Origin of the sequence: Nocardioides sp. J54, assembly GCF_000519005.1 — a bacterium.
In the GTDB taxonomy this organism is placed as follows: Bacteria; Actinomycetota; Actinomycetes; order Propionibacteriales; family Nocardioidaceae; genus Nocardioides.
This window is the reverse complement of record NZ_JAER01000001.1, coordinates 236,036-251,034: the sequence shown is the minus strand read 5'-3', so window position 1 is coordinate 251,034 and position 14,999 is coordinate 236,036. Positions and strand designations below refer to the sequence as shown.

At 73.6% G+C, this 14,999-nt stretch carries 16 protein-coding genes; 8 read left to right on the top strand and 8 right to left on the bottom strand.

What is annotated here, in order from left to right; all coding sequences use genetic code 11:
• Window positions 1-92: 92 nt before the first annotated feature.
• Complete coding sequence (locus NOCJ54_RS23250) at window positions 93-776, top strand: TetR/AcrR family transcriptional regulator (RefSeq protein ID WP_051485347.1); 684 nt, start codon at window positions 93-95, stop codon at window positions 774-776.
• A gap of 11 nt (window positions 777-787) precedes the next feature.
• Window positions 788-1,225, top strand: coding sequence for a CoA-binding protein (locus NOCJ54_RS0101130; protein WP_028653982.1), 438 nt, complete (start codon window positions 788-790; stop codon window positions 1,223-1,225).
• Here the strand turns inward: NOCJ54_RS0101130 and NOCJ54_RS0101125 are convergent.
• The 7 genes from NOCJ54_RS0101125 to NOCJ54_RS0101095 all read right to left on the bottom strand — a co-directional run bounded on the left by NOCJ54_RS0101125 (window position 1,182) and on the right by NOCJ54_RS0101095 (window position 6,984).
• Window positions 1,182-2,387 (bottom strand): heparan-alpha-glucosaminide N-acetyltransferase domain-containing protein, encoded by a 1,206-nt coding sequence (locus tag NOCJ54_RS0101125; protein WP_028653981.1) that lies wholly within the window; start codon window positions 2,385-2,387, stop codon window positions 1,182-1,184. The genes NOCJ54_RS0101130 and NOCJ54_RS0101125 overlap by 44 nt on opposite strands.
• A 7-nt stretch (window positions 2,388-2,394) precedes the next feature.
• A complete protein-coding gene (purE, locus tag NOCJ54_RS0101120; RefSeq protein ID WP_028653980.1) occupies window positions 2,395-2,889 on the bottom strand; it encodes a 5-(carboxyamino)imidazole ribonucleotide mutase in 495 nt (164 codons plus the stop codon).
• A 16-nt stretch (window positions 2,890-2,905) separates the two neighbouring features.
• Window positions 2,906-4,084, bottom strand: coding sequence for a 5-(carboxyamino)imidazole ribonucleotide synthase (locus tag NOCJ54_RS0101115; protein WP_028653979.1), 1,179 nt, complete (start codon window positions 4,082-4,084; stop codon window positions 2,906-2,908).
• Window positions 4,085-4,160: 76 nt separating this feature from the next.
• Entirely contained in the window at window positions 4,161-4,487 is a 327-nt protein-coding gene (locus tag NOCJ54_RS23245; RefSeq protein WP_051485343.1) for a winged helix-turn-helix domain-containing protein, read from the bottom strand.
• A 111-nt stretch (window positions 4,488-4,598) separates the two neighbouring features.
• The gene (locus NOCJ54_RS23240; protein WP_157514754.1) at window positions 4,599-5,561 is read right to left on the bottom strand and encodes an adenylate/guanylate cyclase domain-containing protein; all 963 of its coding nucleotides are present in this window, start codon (window positions 5,559-5,561) and stop codon (window positions 4,599-4,601) included.
• Window positions 5,554-6,075: a PH domain-containing protein gene (locus NOCJ54_RS0101100; RefSeq protein WP_028653978.1), complete on the bottom strand. Its 522-nt coding sequence runs from the start codon at window positions 6,073-6,075 to the stop codon at window positions 5,554-5,556. Before NOCJ54_RS0101100 ends, NOCJ54_RS23240 begins: the two co-directional genes overlap by 8 nt.
• 84 nt (window positions 6,076-6,159) lie before the next feature.
• Window positions 6,160-6,984: a biotin--[acetyl-CoA-carboxylase] ligase gene (locus NOCJ54_RS0101095; protein ID WP_051485341.1), complete on the bottom strand. Its 825-nt coding sequence runs from the start codon at window positions 6,982-6,984 to the stop codon at window positions 6,160-6,162.
• Window positions 6,985-7,054: 70 nt separating this feature from the next.
• Between NOCJ54_RS0101095 and NOCJ54_RS0101090 the strand changes: the two genes are divergently transcribed.
• Together NOCJ54_RS0101090 and NOCJ54_RS0101085 are read left to right on the top strand one after the other, a co-directional pair.
• Window positions 7,055-8,659, top strand: a complete 1,605-nt coding sequence (locus NOCJ54_RS0101090) for an acyl-CoA carboxylase subunit beta (RefSeq protein WP_028653976.1) — start codon at window positions 7,055-7,057, stop codon at window positions 8,657-8,659.
• A complete protein-coding gene (locus NOCJ54_RS0101085; RefSeq protein WP_084254844.1) occupies window positions 8,656-8,937 on the top strand; it encodes an acyl-CoA carboxylase epsilon subunit in 282 nt (93 codons plus the stop codon). Before NOCJ54_RS0101090 ends, NOCJ54_RS0101085 begins: the two co-directional genes overlap by 4 nt.
• Before the next feature lie 111 nt (window positions 8,938-9,048).
• On the opposite strand, the gene NOCJ54_RS0101080 is transcribed toward NOCJ54_RS0101085, so the two are convergent.
• Window positions 9,049-10,164 carry an epoxide hydrolase family protein gene (locus tag NOCJ54_RS0101080; RefSeq protein WP_028653974.1) on the bottom strand — a complete coding sequence of 372 codons (1,116 nt, stop codon included), beginning with the start codon at window positions 10,162-10,164 and terminating at the stop codon, window positions 9,049-9,051.
• Window positions 10,165-10,272: 108 nt separating this feature from the next.
• On the opposite strand from NOCJ54_RS0101080, the gene NOCJ54_RS0101075 reads away from it, so the two are divergent.
• Genes NOCJ54_RS0101075 through NOCJ54_RS0101060 form a run of 4 tightly spaced genes read left to right on the top strand, consistent with a single transcriptional unit; the run spans window position 10,273 to window position 14,653 of the window.
• Window positions 10,273-11,238, top strand: a complete 966-nt coding sequence (locus NOCJ54_RS0101075) for a helix-turn-helix transcriptional regulator (RefSeq protein WP_028653973.1) — start codon at window positions 10,273-10,275, stop codon at window positions 11,236-11,238.
• Between the two features lie 10 nt (window positions 11,239-11,248).
• Complete coding sequence (locus NOCJ54_RS0101070; protein WP_028653972.1) at window positions 11,249-12,919, top strand: DUF885 domain-containing protein; 1,671 nt, start codon at window positions 11,249-11,251, stop codon at window positions 12,917-12,919.
• 7 nt (window positions 12,920-12,926) lie between these two features.
• On the top strand, window positions 12,927-14,012 hold the full coding sequence (locus NOCJ54_RS0101065; protein ID WP_028653971.1) for a DNA glycosylase AlkZ-like family protein: 1,086 nt from the start codon (window positions 12,927-12,929) through the stop codon (window positions 14,010-14,012).
• A 41-nt stretch (window positions 14,013-14,053) separates the two neighbouring features.
• Complete coding sequence (locus tag NOCJ54_RS0101060; protein ID WP_028653970.1) at window positions 14,054-14,653, top strand: Maf family protein; 600 nt, start codon at window positions 14,054-14,056, stop codon at window positions 14,651-14,653.
• Window positions 14,654-14,999 lie beyond the last annotated feature (346 nt).

Genomic DNA, 14,999 nt, shown 5'->3' with positions numbered 1-14,999 from the left:
GGCACTCCTGTGGATCGGAATCATGGATCGGAATCGAGTGGTACTCAGTATCGTACTAGCGAGACTGCGTTCCGTCGAGCTAGCCTCAGCCCGTGCCCGCCTCCACCCGCGACCGCCTGGTCGCCGCCGCGTTCGAGCTCTTCGAGGCCCAGGGGTACGACGCCACGACGGTCGACGACATCGCCGCTCGCGCCGGGACGGGCCGCAGCACCTTCTTCCGCCACTTCCGCGGCAAGGAGGACGTGGTGCTCCCCGACCACGACGCCCTGCTCGGGCGGGTGGCCGGCCGGCTCGCGACCGCGGCGCCGTCCGGGGCGGAGACCGCGTTGCGGGAGGCGACCGGGATGGTCCTCGCGCAGTACCTCGCGGAGGGCGAGACCGCGCGGGCGCGCTACCGGCTCTCCAGCAGGGTGCCGGCGATCCGCGACCGCGAGGTCGCGAGCGTGCAGCGCTACGTGCGGCTGTTCTCGCAGCACATCCACGCGTGGCTGGAGTCGGAGCCGGACGGGGCGCTGCGCGCGGAGCTGGTGGCCTCCTCGGTGGTGATCGCGCACAACCACGTGCTGCGGCGCTGGCTGCGCGGCGACACCGACGACCCCGAGGCGCTCCTCGGCCCGGCCCTCGGCCTGGCGCTCACCCTGCTGCACGCCGGGGGCACCCCGGAGCGGCCCACGATCGTGATCACCAGCGGCTCGACCGACGTCGAGCAGGTGGTGCGCCAGGTGCGCGAGGCGCTCACGCCGCGCGGGGCGAGGAAGAAAACGGGCCGCGGCTGAGTTGGACCCCCATGACCACCGCACCGCTCCACCTGTCCCGTGACGCCATCGACTTCATGCTCGAGGAGTGCGGGACCTGGGCGATCGTCGGCCTCTCGGGCAACCCCAACCGCACGGCGTACGACATCGCTGCGGCCCTCCAGGCCGACGGCAAGAAGATCGTGCCGATCCACCCCGTGTTCGGCTCCCCCGACGGGCCCTCCGAGGTCCTCGGCGAGAAGGGCTACGCGTCGCTGGCCGACGTGCCCTTCCCGGTCGACGTCGTCGACGTGTTCCGGCGATCGGAGGAGGCCGGCCAGTTCGCCGACCAGGCCGTCGCGATCGGCGCGAAGGGCGTGTGGTTCCAGCTCGGCGTGATCGACCACGACGCCTTCGAGCGCACCACCGCCGCGGGCGTGCCGATGGTCATGGACACGTGCCCGAAGATCGAGTGGCGTCGAGGGGCCTGACCCTCCCCCGCCGCAGCCGCCGCCCCGGCCAGCCGACGACCCACTCCAGCGGCCCGCGCCGGCCGAGCAGGGCGAACACCGCCCCGGTCCCGAGCACGACGAGCACGTGCTGGCCGAAGCTGCCCTCCACCTCGGCGGGCCAGACCTCGGGCGTGCGCATCACCACGTGCAGCGTGTAGAGCGACAGCGGCATCGCGCCGGCACCGGCCACGACGGCCAGCCCGGCGCGCCCCCACCGCGGCAGCACCGCGACGAGGACGAGCGCCACCCCGATCACCGCCATCGACGTGCCGATGGTGTGCGCGAGGTCGAGCGGGGTCGCGGAGTGCGGTGACACCACGAGCAGCCACTGCCAGGCGCCGCCGGTCGGGGTGCTCCCGTGCTGGCTGTCGGCGAGGATCCGCAGCACCTGCTCCTCGGTCGTCACCCGGTACGGCACCAGCGCGGTGCGCACCTCCAGGGACGCGGTGAACAGCCGGGACACCGCGGTCGCGACGACCGCGAGCCCGGCCCCGGCGGCCGCGAGCCGCAGCGGCGTGCGCCAGCCGGACAGGTCCGTGCGGCCGATCGCCATCCCGGCCAGCAGGTAGGCCAGCCACGGCAGCGCCGGGTAGAAGCCCGACAGCAGCAGGTCCGCCAGCAACGGCCCCGGCTCCGCCAGCCGGCCCAGGTCGGGGCTCTCGTAGACCCGCTCGGGCAGCTCGGGGCGCACGAGGTGGGACACGACGGGCGCGACCACGAGCCAGACCCCGGCGAGCACCGCCAGCGGCAGGGCGCGCAGCGCGACGAACGGCAGGCCGAGCAGGAACAGGACGCCGTAGTAGGCGAGGATGATCGCCAGCCCGGTCTCGAGGCCGCCGAGGACCAGCCCGATCGCCGCGACCAGCACCGCACGGGCAGCCAGGCCGAGGACCGTGCGGGTGCGCTCGGCCCCGCGGACCGGCTCGGTGCCTCCGCTGATCAGCGCGATGCTGACCCCGGCGAGCACGGCGAACAGGGCCGAGGCCCGGCCGCCGGCCACCGACTGGACGAGGGTGAGGTCGCCGCTCGCCGTACGACCGTCGAGGACGTGGGTGGCGATCATCCCGAGCAGCGCGACGGTGCGCGCCACGTCGATCCCGACGAGGCGGCCCGGTCGCAGCGGCGCCACCCGCGGGACCATCGGGAGATCAGCCTCCGTGGCCGCGGACCACGGCACCCTTCGCCTCGGCGGCGGCCTTCAGGTCGGCCTGGAACCCGGTCATCCGCTGCTGCAGCGCAGGGTCGGTGGCGGCGAGGATGCGCACGGCCAGCAGGCCGGCGTTGCGGGCCCCGCCGATGGCGACGGTCGCGACCGGGACGCCGGCCGGCATCTGCACGATCGAGAGCAGGGAGTCCATGCCGTCGAGGTACTTCAGCGGCACGGGCACGCCGATCACCGGCAGGGGCGTGACGGCCGCGAGCATGCCGGGCAGGTGGGCGGCGCCGCCGGCACCGGCGATGATCACCGACAGGCCGCGGCCGGCGGCCTCCTTGCCGTAGGCGAGCATCTCCTCCGGCATCCGGTGGGCGGAGACGACGTCGGCCTCGTAGGCGATGTCGAACTCCTGCAGGGCCTCCGCGGCCAGCTGCATCACCGGCCAGTCGGAGTCCGAGCCCATCACGATGCCCACACGCGCACTCATGGGCACGACCCTAGGGCTACTCGGAATGGTTGCCGAGGTCGCCCCGGAACCAGGCCGCCGCGTGCCGGGCCCGCTCGAGGCAGTCCTCGAGGTCGTCGCCGAAGGTGTTGACGTGGCCGACCTTGCGCCCCGGGCGCAGGTCCTTGCCGTAGAGGTGCACCCGCAGCCGCGGGTCCCGGGCCAGGGCGTGCGGGTAGCCGTCGTAGAGCCGGCCGACGTCGGGGTTGTCACCGCCGAGGATGTTGACCATCACCGTCCAGCGGGCCCGCGGCTCGGGCGAGCCCAGCGGCAGGTCGAGCGCCGCCCGCAGGTGGTTCTCGAACTGGCTGGTGACCGCGCCGTCCTGGGTCCAGTGGCCGGTGTTGTGCGGGCGCATCGCGAGCTCGTTGACCAGCACCCGGGGGGTGCCGTCGGCGTCGACGGCCTCGAAGAGCTCGACGGCGAGGATGCCGGTGACGCCGAGCTCGCCGGCGATCCGCAGCGCGAGCTCCTGGGCGCCGGCGGCCAGCTCCGGGTCGAGGTCGGGCGCCGGGGCGACGACCTCGCGGCAGATGCCGTCGACCTGCAGCGTCGCGACGACCGGGTACGCCGCCGCCTGGCCGCTCGGGGCGCGGGCGACGAGTGCGGAGAGCTCGCGGCGGAAGTCGACGAGCTCCTCGGCGAGCAGGCGCACGCCGGTCTGCTCGGCGGTGGCGAGGGCCTCGGCCACGTCGTCGGCCGTCCGGGCGAACCAGACTCCCTTGCCGTCGTACCCTCCGCGGCTGGTCTTGAGCACGCACGGCAGGCCGAACGCCTCGACGTCGGCGGCCGACCCCACGACGGCCCAGCGCGGCTGCGGGGCGCCGAGGCGCGCCATCGCCTCGCGCATCACGACCTTGTCCTGCGCGTGGACGAGGGCCTCGGGCCCGGGGTGCGCGACCACGCCGTCGGCGGCGAGGGCGCGCAGGTGCTCGGTGGGCACGTGCTCGTGGTCGAAGGTGACCACCGAGCAGCCCTCGGTCACCGCGCGCAGGGTCGCGAGGTCGCGGTAGTCGCCGACCTGCTGGTCGGGGATCACCTGCGCCGCGGAGACGCCCTCGGCCTCCGCGAGCAGCCGCAGCGGGACACCGAGCGCGATCGCGGGCTGGGCCATCATCCGGGCGAGCTGGCCACCGCCGATGACGGCGATGCGCGGGGAACGTTCGGTCGCAGGCACGAGCGGAACCCTATGCCAGCGCGGCGCGGCGAGAGACGTCAGGCGGGACGCCCGACGCGAGTGCCCGGCGCGACGCTCAGGCGGTGCCGGTGAGGCCGGCCGGCTCCTCGGCCTCGAAGCGCAGCCCCTGGCCGCGCACCGTCGTGATCAGCCGGGGGTGGCGCGTGTCGTCGCCGAGCTTGCGGCGCACCCACCCCAGGTGGACGTCGATCGTCTTCGACGACGTCCAGAAGGTCACGCCCCACACCTCGCGCATCAGCTCCTCGCGGGTCACGACCGTTCCCGCCCGAGAGATGAGGGCGTGCACGAGGTCGAACTCCTTGCGCGACAGCAGGACCTCACGGTCCCCCCGCCATGCGCGACGGGTCGAAGGGTCGACCCGCACGTCCTGCACCTCGATCACGGGCCCCAAGTTAAGGACCGGCGCGGGCCGCCGTAGCGAAACGGTGAGAATTTTGCCTATCTGTTCCCCGACTCACATCGCCGCAGGTCAGGGCCGGGGTCAGCGCCGGGGTCAGGCACGGCGCACGGCGACCGGCTCCACGACGCCGAAACCGCGGACCGGGCGCGGCGGCAGCGGCCGGGACTCGATCTGGTCCGCGGGCAGCAGGTCGGCCGTGGCGTGGTCGACGATGATCCGGTTCCGGCGGGCCACCTGGGTCAGCCGGGCGGCCAGGTTGACCGGCGGACCGAAGACGTCGCCGAGCCGGAGCACGACACCGCCGGTGGCGAGGCCGACGCGCACGTCGGGCATCCGCGGGTCGCGGCCGATGACGTTGATGATCCCCTCGGCGGTCGCGAAGGCGGCCAGCGGGTCGTCGTTGACGTAGAGCACGGCGTCACCCATGGACTTGATCAGCCGACCGTTCTCGCGGGCGATGACGTCGCCGCAGCGGGCCTCGAAGATCTCGACCAGCTCACCGATCCGGTCGCGGCTCACCTCGTTGGAGAGCGCGGTGAACCCGACGATGTCGGCGAACCCGACGCTCAGGTCGGTCGTGTGCGGGTCGGCGTCGATCGCGCGCAGCGACTCCATCCGGGCGACCGCAGCCGCGAGGTGGCGCCGCCAGGCGTAGATGAGCAGCTCCTCGAAGCGCTGCCCGAAGCGCTCGAGCACCCAGTCGACGGGGGTGCCGTCCTCGTCACCGCCGTGCTCGACGAAGGCCTCGTCGACGTGGTGGACGAGCTCGCCCACCTCCCAGTCGGCGAGCCGGGACATGCTCAGCCCGACGCCGCGCGCGACGTTGAGGGCGATGTCGAAGTCGATGATCCCCTCGCCGACGAGGTCGGTGACCAGGCGCAGTGCCTCGACGTCGGCCTCGGTGTAGGCCGGGGCGTCGCCCTGCTCGGGGAAGCCCAGGGTGCGCCACAGGCGCCGGGCCCGCCCGAGCGGCAGTCCGGCGCGCTCGGCGACCTCGGCAGCGGTGAGCTGCGGCTCCTCCCCGAGGAGGGACAGCTCGGGGCTCTCGTCAGACACCTTCGTCGCGACGCACCGCGGGGCCCTGGTGCAGCGCGTGCAGCAGCTCGTTGAGCTGGCGCTGCGCGGCCTCCACGTGCGGGATGTCGTTGAGCCGGACGAGACCGTGCGTCGAGGCGTCGGCGATGAGCAGGCTGCCGCAGCCGAACGGCCGGTCGATGAGGTTGATCTCGATGGAGATGTCGCTGACCCGGGCGAGCGGGATGTCGTGGCCGCGCCGGGTCAGGATGCCGTAGCGGGTGATCAGCCGGCGGTCGGTGAAGCCGTGCACGGTGGTCAGCCAGACCAGGAACGGACGGACCGTGAACCACAGGATGCCGGCGGCGACGAGCGCCCAGACCACCCAGCCCAGCACCTGCTGGAAGCCGGTGTCGTCGAGGTTCGCCTCGGCGACCACGCCGATCGCCAGGAGGACGACCAGCACCAGGATCGGCACGAACAGCGCCTTGGGGTGCTGGCGGGTGCTGATCACCAGGCGCTCACCGGGGTTGAGCAGCTTCTTCGAGATGGCCACGGGACGATCATCCCACCCTTCGCCGCGGTTCGTGGGCGTCCCGTGCGCTCGGCGCGGCCCACCCGCGCCGCCAGCGCCGTGCCGTCAGCCGGTCGCCCGGACGTGGACGACGTCCCCGGCACCGACGCGCTCGGTGCCGGACGCGGTCTCCACGACCAGCCGCCCGTCGGGGTCGATGTCGACGGCCGTGCCGGTCAGCTGGCCGCCGCCGGGGAGGTCGACACGCACCTCGCGGCCAAGGGTCGCGCAGTGCGAGCGGTAGGAGGTCGCCAGCCGGCAGGTGCCGAGGTCGCCGCCGGCCTGCCACACGTCGTACCCCTCGCGGATGGCGTTGACCACCTCGACGAGGACGCGGGTGCGGTCCGGCGTGCCGGGACCGGCGATGGCGAGGCTGGTCGCGGTCTCGACCGGAAGCTCGTCGGTGGTCATCGTCACGTTGATCCCGACCCCGATGATCGCGGCCGGGCCGTCGGGCGTCTCGACCCGCTCGACGAGGATCCCGGCGACCTTGCGGTCGTCGCCGAGGAGCACGTCGTTGGGCCACTTCACCTTCGCGTCGTGGCCGAGGGCGACCAGCGCCTTGGTGACGTTGTGGCCGACCAGCAGCGGCAGCCACGGCCACGAGGCCGGGGGCACGGTGGGCCGCAGCACGAGGGAGAAGGTGACCGCGGTGCCGGGTGGCGTCTGCCACGTCCGGTCCAGCCGGCCGCGTCCGGCGGCCTGGTGGTCGGCGACGACGACCAGCCCCTCCGGCGCACCGGCGCGGGCGCGATCCGCGGCGACCTCGTTGGTCGAGGGGGCCTCGGGCAGCAGCTCGAGCGTCGCGCCGGGCGTCAGCGCGAACGCAGCCTCCAGCCGGTCGCCGTCGAGTGGTCCACGCTCTGGGTGCTGGTTCGAGCCGAGAGTCACGGGCACTACCCTGTCGCAGCAGGCGCCGCGAGGAAACCCCGGGGGCGCCGTAGAACGAGGAGGCAACGTTGTGACCGCCCAGCCGCAGCCGGCAGAGATCGACATCCACACCACGGCCGGCAAGCTCGCCGACCTGGACCGCCGGACCGACGAGGCCGTGCACGCTCCCGCCGCGAAGGCGCAGGAGAAGCAGCACGCCAAGGGTCGCAAGACCGCCCGGGAGCGCATCGAGCTGCTCTTCGACGAGGGCTCGTTCGTCGAGCTCGACGAGTTCGCCCGCCACCGCTCGACCGCCTTCGGCCTCGAGAAGACCCGTCCGTACGGCGACGGCGTCATCACCGGCTACGGCACCATCGACGGCCGCCAGGTCTGCGTGTTCTCGCAGGACTTCACCGTCTTCGGCGGCTCGCTCGGCGAGGTCTACGGCGAGAAGATCACCAAGGTCATGGACCTGGCGATCAAGTCCGGCTGCCCGATCATCGGCATCAACGAGGGCGCCGGCGCCCGCATCCAGGAGGGCGTCGTCTCGCTCGGCCTGTACGGCGAGATCTTCCGCCGCAACGTGCACGCCTCGGGCGTCATCCCGCAGATCTCGATGATCATGGGCAACTGCGCGGGCGGCCACGTCTACTCCCCCGCCGTCACCGACTTCACGGTGATGGTCGACCAGACCTCGGCGATGTTCATCACCGGCCCGGACGTCATCAAGACGGTCACCGGCGAGGACGTCACCATGGAGGAGCTCGGCGGCGCCCGGGCCCACAACACCAAGTCCGGCAACGCGCACTACATGGCCTCCGACGAGGAGGACGCCATCGAGTACGTGAAGGCGCTGCTGTCCTACCTGCCGCAGAACAACCTGGACGAGGCACCGTCGTACGACGAGCCGGTCGACCTCGAGCCCACGGCCGAGGACCTCGCGCTGGACACGATCATCCCGGACTCGCCGAACCAGCCGTACGACATGCACGACGTGATCACCACGATCGTCGACGACGCGGACTTCCTCGAGGTCCAGGCGCTGTTCGCCCCGAACATCATCACCGGCTACGGCCGCGTCGAGGGTCGCCCGGTCGGCATCGTCGCGAACCAGCCGATGCAGTTCGCCGGCACCCTCGACATCGACGCCTCCGAGAAGGCGGCGCGCTTCGTGCGCTTCTGCGACGCGTTCAACATCCCGGTGCTGACCTTCGTCGACGTCCCGGGCTTCCTGCCGGGCGTCGACCAGGAGCACCTCGGCATCATCCGCCGCGGCGCGAAGCTGATCTACGCCTACGCCGAGGCGACCGTGCCGCTGGTCACGATCATCACCCGCAAGGCCTACGGCGGCGCGTACGACGTGATGGGCTCCAAGCACCTCGGTGCCGACATCAACCTGTCCTGGCCCACCGGCCAGATCGCGGTGATGGGCTCGCAGGGCGCGGCGAACATCATCCACCGGCGCACCCTAGCCGAGGTCGAGAAGGCCGGCGGCGACGTCGAGGCGAAGCGTGCCGAGCTGATCGACGAGTACGAGACCACGCTCGCGAACCCCTACATCGCGGCCGAGCGCGGCTACGTGGACGGCGTGATCAAGCCGCACGAGACCCGCGCCGAGGTCGTCAAGGCGCTGCGCCTGCTGCGCACCAAGCGCGAGACGCTGCCGCCGAAGAAGCACGGGAACATCCCGCTGTGAGCGAGCAGGAGACGGCCGGGCAGGCCGGGCAGGCCGGGCAGGCGGAGCAGCCGGCTCCCGAGCCGGCCCAGCCGGTGCTGCGCATCATCACGCCGCACACCACGCCGGAGGAGGTGGCCGCGATCGTCGCGGTCCTCGCCGCCGTCGGCGGTGGCGCCCCCGCGCCGGAGCCGCCGCGCTCGGAGTGGGCCCACCCGGCCCGCCAGGTGCGGAGCACCCCGGGTCGGGGCCTCCCCCACGGGCGGGGTGCGTGGCGCTCCAGCGGCCTGCCGCGCTGAGCATCCGCGACCGAACGCACGGACCCACGGATCCACTGCTCCACGGATCGACGACAGCAGCGCCCGGCCTCCCGGCCGGGCGCTGCTGCTTTGTGGGACCTGCGCCCCGCCTCAGGCGAAGAACACCCGCAGGTCCGCGACGACGTCGTGCGGGACCTCCAGCGCGGCGTAGTGGCCGCCGCGCGGGTGCTCGCTCCAGTGCTCGATGCCCTTGTTGTCCCGCTCGGCCAGGCTGCGGATCGTCTGGAAGTCGTCCTTGAACACCGCGACCCCGATCCGGCCCTCGCTGACCACGGGCTCGGCGCCGGCGTGCTGCTCCTCGTAGTGGTAGCGCGCGGCCGAGCCGTAGGTGTTGGTCAGCCAGTACAGCGTCGCCTGGGCGAGCACCTGCTCGGCGGTGACCAGGCTGGTGCCGTTGCCGAAGCTCTCGAAGAGCTCGCTGTAGGCCAGCGTGCCGACCGGCGAGTCCGCGAGCGCGGCGGCGACCGTCTGCGGCCGGGTGCCGTTCATCTGGTTGTAGCCGCCGACGGACTGGAACCACTGCATGTGCTCGAGCGCGGCGTACTCCTTCGGGCCGAAGCCCTCGAACTCGGCCGGGTCACCGGAGGGGAAGGAGAAGAGCTGCAGCACGTGCGCGCCGCGGAAGCCGTCGGGGTTCGCGACCGCCAGCTCGCGGCCGACCATCGCGCCGCCGTCGCTGCCGTGGACGCCGTAGGAGTCGTAGCCCAGGCGGCGCATCAGCACGTCGTACGCCGCGGCGACCCGCTTCATCGTCCAGCCGGTGTCGACGACCGGCGTCGACCAGCCGAAGCCCGGCATCGACGGGACCACGACGTGGAAGGCGTCCTCCGCGCGACCGCCGTGCGCCTCGGGGTCGACCAGCGGGTCGATCATGTCGAGGAAGTCGAGCAGCGAGCCGGGGTAGCTGTGCGCGAGGAGCAGCGGCGTGGCGTCCTCGTGCTGCGAGCGCACGTGCAGGAAGTGGATCCGCTGCCCGTCGACCTCGGTCACGAAGCCGGGACGGGCGTTGATCCGCGCCTCGACAGCACGCCAGTCGAAGTCCTGCCACTGCGCGACCATCGAGCGCAGGTACGACGCCGGGGTGCCGTACTCCCACGAGTCGCCCGGCACCTCCGGGGCGAAGCGGGTGCGGGCCAGGCGCTCGCGGAGGTCGTCGAGGTCGGCCTGCGGGACGTCGATGCTGAAGGGGGTGATCTGCTCGGTCATGGCGGTGCCTCTTCCTGGTTGGTTCCGGGGGATTCCGGGGGTGTCCTGCTTCCTGTCTCCGACGGTAGAAGCCATTGCGGAACGGTTCGTTCCTGATAGACCAACGATGTGCGCACGACTTCCGGACGCCTCCTCGACCTGCTCGGCCTGCTCCAGTCGCGGGTGGAGTGGACCGCCCCCGAGCTCGCCGCCCGGCTCGACGTCACCGCGCGCACCGTGCGCAACGACGTGGCGCGCCTGCGCGAGCTCGGCTACCCGGTCGACGGCATCCGCGGCCGGGCCGGCCACTACCGGCTGGGGGCCGGCGCCAAGCTGCCGCCCCTGCTGCTCGACGACGAGGAGGCGGTCGCGGTCGCGGTCGGGCTGCGCACCCTCACCGGCGTCTCCGGCTTCGAGGAGAGCGGTGCTCGCGCCCTCACCAAGCTCGAGCACGTGCTGCCCGACCGGCTGCGCCGGCGGGTCACCGCCCTGCGCGACGCGACCGAGGCCGGTCCGGTCAACACCGACTCCAGCGTCGAGGACCCCGAGGTCGACGCCGGCGTGCTCGCGGAGATCGCCGACGCGATCCGCGACCACCGCGGCCTGCGGGCCTTCTACGGGCCCGACGAGGCCCGGGTCGAGGTCGAGCCCTACCGGCTGGTCGCCTGGCAGCGGCGGTGGTTCGTGGTCGGTCGCGACCCCGCGACGGACACGTGGTCGCCGTACCGCGTCGACTGGCTGACCCTGCGCCTGCCCGGTGGCCGCAGCTTCTCGCCTGCCCCGCTGCCCGGCGACCTCACCGACCTCGTCGTGCGGGAGGTGGCGCGCACCGGCTGGGCGGTGCACGCCCGGCTGGTCATCGACGCCCCGTCCGGGGAGGTGCTCGCCCGGATCAACCCCGCCGTCGGCGTGGTCGAACCCCGAGCGGACGGGCGGTGCCTGCTCGTGACGGGCGGCGACAGCCTGGAGGTGGTCGCGGTGTGGATCGGGATGCTCGGCCTCGACTTCACCGTCGAGAGCCCGGCGGAGCTGGTCGAGCACCTGCGCGTCCTGGCCGAGCGATATAGCGGTGCGGTCGTCGGTTCCACCTCCTAGGGTCAGGGCCATGACGCGACTCGTGGACGCCCGCACCGACCAATTCGTCGAGGACATCGCCGCCCTCGACCCGCTCACCGCGACCTTCAGCGGCATCGCCGGCCACGACGGCGAGCTGCCCGACCTCTCCCCCGACGGCTACGCCGCGCGCGAGGAGCTGCACCGCCGGGCGCTGGCGGAGGTCGAGGCGATCGAGCCGGTCGACGAGCGGGAGCAGGTGGCGAAGGACGCCTTCCTGGAGCGGGTCGGGCTGATCGTCGCCCGCGCCGACGCCGGGGTCGAGCGCAGCGAGTTCTCCGTGATCAGCAGCGCCGCGCACGCGATGCGCGAGGTCTTCGACCTGATGCCGACCGAGACGGCCGACGACTGGGACGCGATCGGCAGCCGGATGGCCGGGATCCCCGCGGCGCTGGAGGGCTACCGCACCACCCTGCTCGAGGAGGCGGGGGCGGGGCGGGTCTCCGCCCGCCGTCAGTACGCCGAGGTGGTGACCCTGGTCCGCGGCTGGACCGGCCAGGAGGGCGGCGCCGGCGACTACTTCCTGCGCGTCGTGGCCGACGCCCCCGAGCCGGTCCGCCACTCGCTGACCCGGGCGGCCGAGCAGGCCTCGGCGGCGTACGCCGACTTCGGCCGCTTCGTCGAGACCGAGCTCCAGCCGCGTGGCCGCGAGGTCGACGGCGTCGGCCGCGAGGCCTACTCGCTGGCGTCGCGCTACTTCCTCGGCGCGGAGATCGACCTCGAGGAGACCTACCGCTGGGGCTGGGAGGAGCTCGTGCGGATCGAGGCCGACATGGCGGCCACCGCGCAGCGCATCGTCAGCGGCGGGTCCGTCGCCGATGCCGTCGCGGCCCTCGACGCCGACCCGGCGCGCGACTGCGGCAGCCGCGAGGCCTTCCAGGCGTGGATGCAGGCGAAGTCCGACGAGATCCTGACGGCGTTCGACGGCGTCCACTTCGACATCGCCGAGCCGATCCGCACCCTGGCGTGCAAGGTGGCGCCGGTCAACGACGGCGGCGCGTGGTACACGCCGCCGTCGGAGGACTTCTCGCGCCCCGGCACCATGTGGTTCTCCTTCACCGACGACCACGAGCGCTTCTCCACGTGGCGCGAGACCACGACCGTCTTCCACGAGGGCGTGCCGGGCCACCACCTGCAGTGCGCGCAGGTCGTGCACCGCGCCGAGCTGCTCAACCGCTGGCAGCGGCTGCTGTGCTGGGTCAGCGGGCACGGCGAGGGCTGGGCGCTGTACGCCGAGCGGCTGATGGACGAGCTCGGCTACTTCGAGGACCCGGGCGACCGGCTGGGGTTCCTCGACATGCAGGGCTTCCGGGCCGCGCGGGTGATCGTCGACATCGGCGTCCACCTCGGCCTGACCGTGCCGGCCGACAACCCGTTCGGGTGGCGTCCCGGCGAGACGTGGAACGCCGACCTCGTCCTCGAGTTCATGCGGGCGCACTCGCGGATGGACGACGGGTCGCTGCGCTTCGAGGTGAACCGCTACCTCGGCTGGCCGGGCCAGGCGCCGTCGTACAAGGTCGGCGAGCGGATCTGGCTGGACGCCCGGGCGGAGGCGCAGGCCCGGCACGGCAGCTCCTTCGACCTCAAGGCCTTCCACACCGCGGCGCTGGACCTCGGCGCGCTCGGGCTCGACCCGCTGCGGGCCGCGCTCGCCCGGATCTGACCGGGTCGTGACCACCCTCGAGCCGGAGGTCGCGCGGCGGATGGCGCTGCGCGCCCAGCTGCTCGACGGCCGGCGCGGCCGGTCCGTGCCGCAGGCCGTCGACGAGCTGTTCGTCCTGCAGGTCGACCCGACGGCGGCCGTCGCGCCGAACGTCGACCTCGTGCTGTGGTCCCGGCTGGGTGGCGACTACGAGCGCTCCGACCTCACGTTCGCCCTCGAGGCCGAGCGCTCGCTGGTCGAGCACTGGTCCTGGGTGCGGCCGGTCGACGACGTCGGCCTCCTGCTCGCGACGATGCCGGGCGACCTCCACCCGAGCGTGCACGAGTGGCTGGCCGCCAACGCCGGCTTCCGCGCCGACGTGGTGGCCCGGCTCGCGGCCGAGGGCCCTCAGACGGCGCCCGGGGTCCCCGACACCTGCCAGGTGCCGTGGGCGTCGAGCGGGTGGAACAACGACAAGAACGTCAACCGGATGCTCGAGCTGCTCACCGTCCTCGGCGACGTCGCGGTGAGCGGGCGGCGGGGCCGCCTGCGGGTCTACGACCTCGCCGAGCGCGTCTACCCCGCCGACCTCGTGGTCCCGCCGCCCGACGAGGCGCGGGCCGCGCTGGAGCAGCGCCGCCTCGCCTCGCTCGGCATCGCCCGGGCGTCGTCGAAGGACAGCGGCGGGGAGCAGGTCGGCGCCGGCGGGGCCGGCGAGGAGGTCACGGTCGCGGGTGTGGCCGGCGCGTGGCGCGCTGACCCCGACGCGCTCGCCGCGGCGGACGAGCCGTTCGAGGGCCGCTGCGCCCTGCTCTCGCCCCTCGACCGCCTGGTCAGCGACCGGGACCGCGCGCTCGACCTGTTCGGGTTCGAGTACGTGCTGGAGATGTACAAGGCCGCGGCGAAGCGGCGCTGGGGCTACTTCGCGCTGCCGATCCTGCACGACGACCGGCTGGTCGGGAAGCTCGACGCGAAGGCCGACCGCAAGGCGGGGGTGCTGCGGGTGCACGCGGTCCACGAGGACTTCCCGTGGGACCCGGAGGTCGGCGACGCCGTGGAGGCCGAGGTCGACGCGCTGGCCGCGTGGCTCGGCCTCGAGGTCGTGCGGGGCTGATCCCCGCCGGGACGCACCGGCGGCGTCGTTAGGGTGGGCGCGTGCCGACCCTCGTGCTCGCCTCCGCCTCCCCCGCCCGCCTGGCGACCTTGCGCAGCGCGGGCCTGGACCCGCAGGTCGTGGTCTCCGGCGTCGACGAGTCCCAGGTCTCCGGCGTGCCGCCGGCCGAGCTGGCGCTGCGGCTGGCGCAGCTGAAGTGCCGCGCCGTCGCCGGTGGTGGCGAGGTGCCCGCCGACGCCGTGGTGCTGGGCTGCGACTCGGTGCTGGAGCTCGACGGCGAGCCGCTGGGCAAGCCCGGCACTCCCGAGGAGGCCACGGCACGGTGGCAGGCGATGCGCGGCCGCTCCGGCGTGCTGCACAGCGGCCACTGCCTGCGCGACGTCGCCACCGACCGCGAGGTCGCCGCGACCGCCTCGACCACCGTCCACTTCGCCGAGGTGGACGACGACGAGGTCGCGGCCTACGTCGCGACCGGCGAGCCGCTGCACGTCGCCGGCGCGTTCACCGTCGACGGCCTCGGCGGCGCGTTCGTGCGCGGCATCGAGGGCGACCACCACAACGTCGTCGGCGTCAGCCTCCCCCTGCTCCGCGACCTGGTCCGGGAGCTCGGGCACTCGTGGACCGATCTCTGGGCGCGCTGACCGCGCTCGCGGTCGCACTGGCGCTCGCGCCGGGCCTGCTCGCCCCGGCCGCCGCCGACGAGCCCGGACCGCCGCTGGCCGGGACCGCCGTGAGCGGCAGCCCGGCGCGCGACGCTGCGGACGCACCGGAGCTGGCGACCGGCCGCTACCTCGACCGCCTGCCCGCGCACGGCGTGCGCACCTACCGGCTGCCGCGGACCGCGCCCGGCAGCACCTTCCACGTGGCCGCGATGTACGTCGGCGCCGGCGACTCCGTCGGGACCGGCCTGCGCATCGAGGTCGGTACGACGCCGGGCGACCGCGGCTGCGGCAGTGGCGGCGTGTTCCGGCCGACCCTCGGCGAGCG

Bases quoted from the DNA above. Each gene is read 5' to 3' on its own strand.
- NOCJ54_RS0101070 (WP_028653972.1), top strand. From the start codon at position 11,249: ATGACGCGACTCGTGGACGCCCGCACCGACCAATTCGTCGAGGACATC.
- NOCJ54_RS0101130 (WP_028653982.1), top strand. From the start codon at position 788: ATGACCACCGCACCGCTCCACCTGTCCCGTGACGCCATCGACTTCATG.
- NOCJ54_RS0101125 (WP_028653981.1), bottom strand. From the start codon at position 2,387: ATGGTCCCGCGGGTGGCGCCGCTGCGACCGGGCCGCCTCGTCGGGATC.
- purE (WP_028653980.1), bottom strand. From the start codon at position 2,889: ATGAGTGCGCGTGTGGGCATCGTGATGGGCTCGGACTCCGACTGGCCG.
- NOCJ54_RS0101080 (WP_028653974.1), bottom strand. From the start codon at position 10,164: ATGACCGAGCAGATCACCCCCTTCAGCATCGACGTCCCGCAGGCCGAC.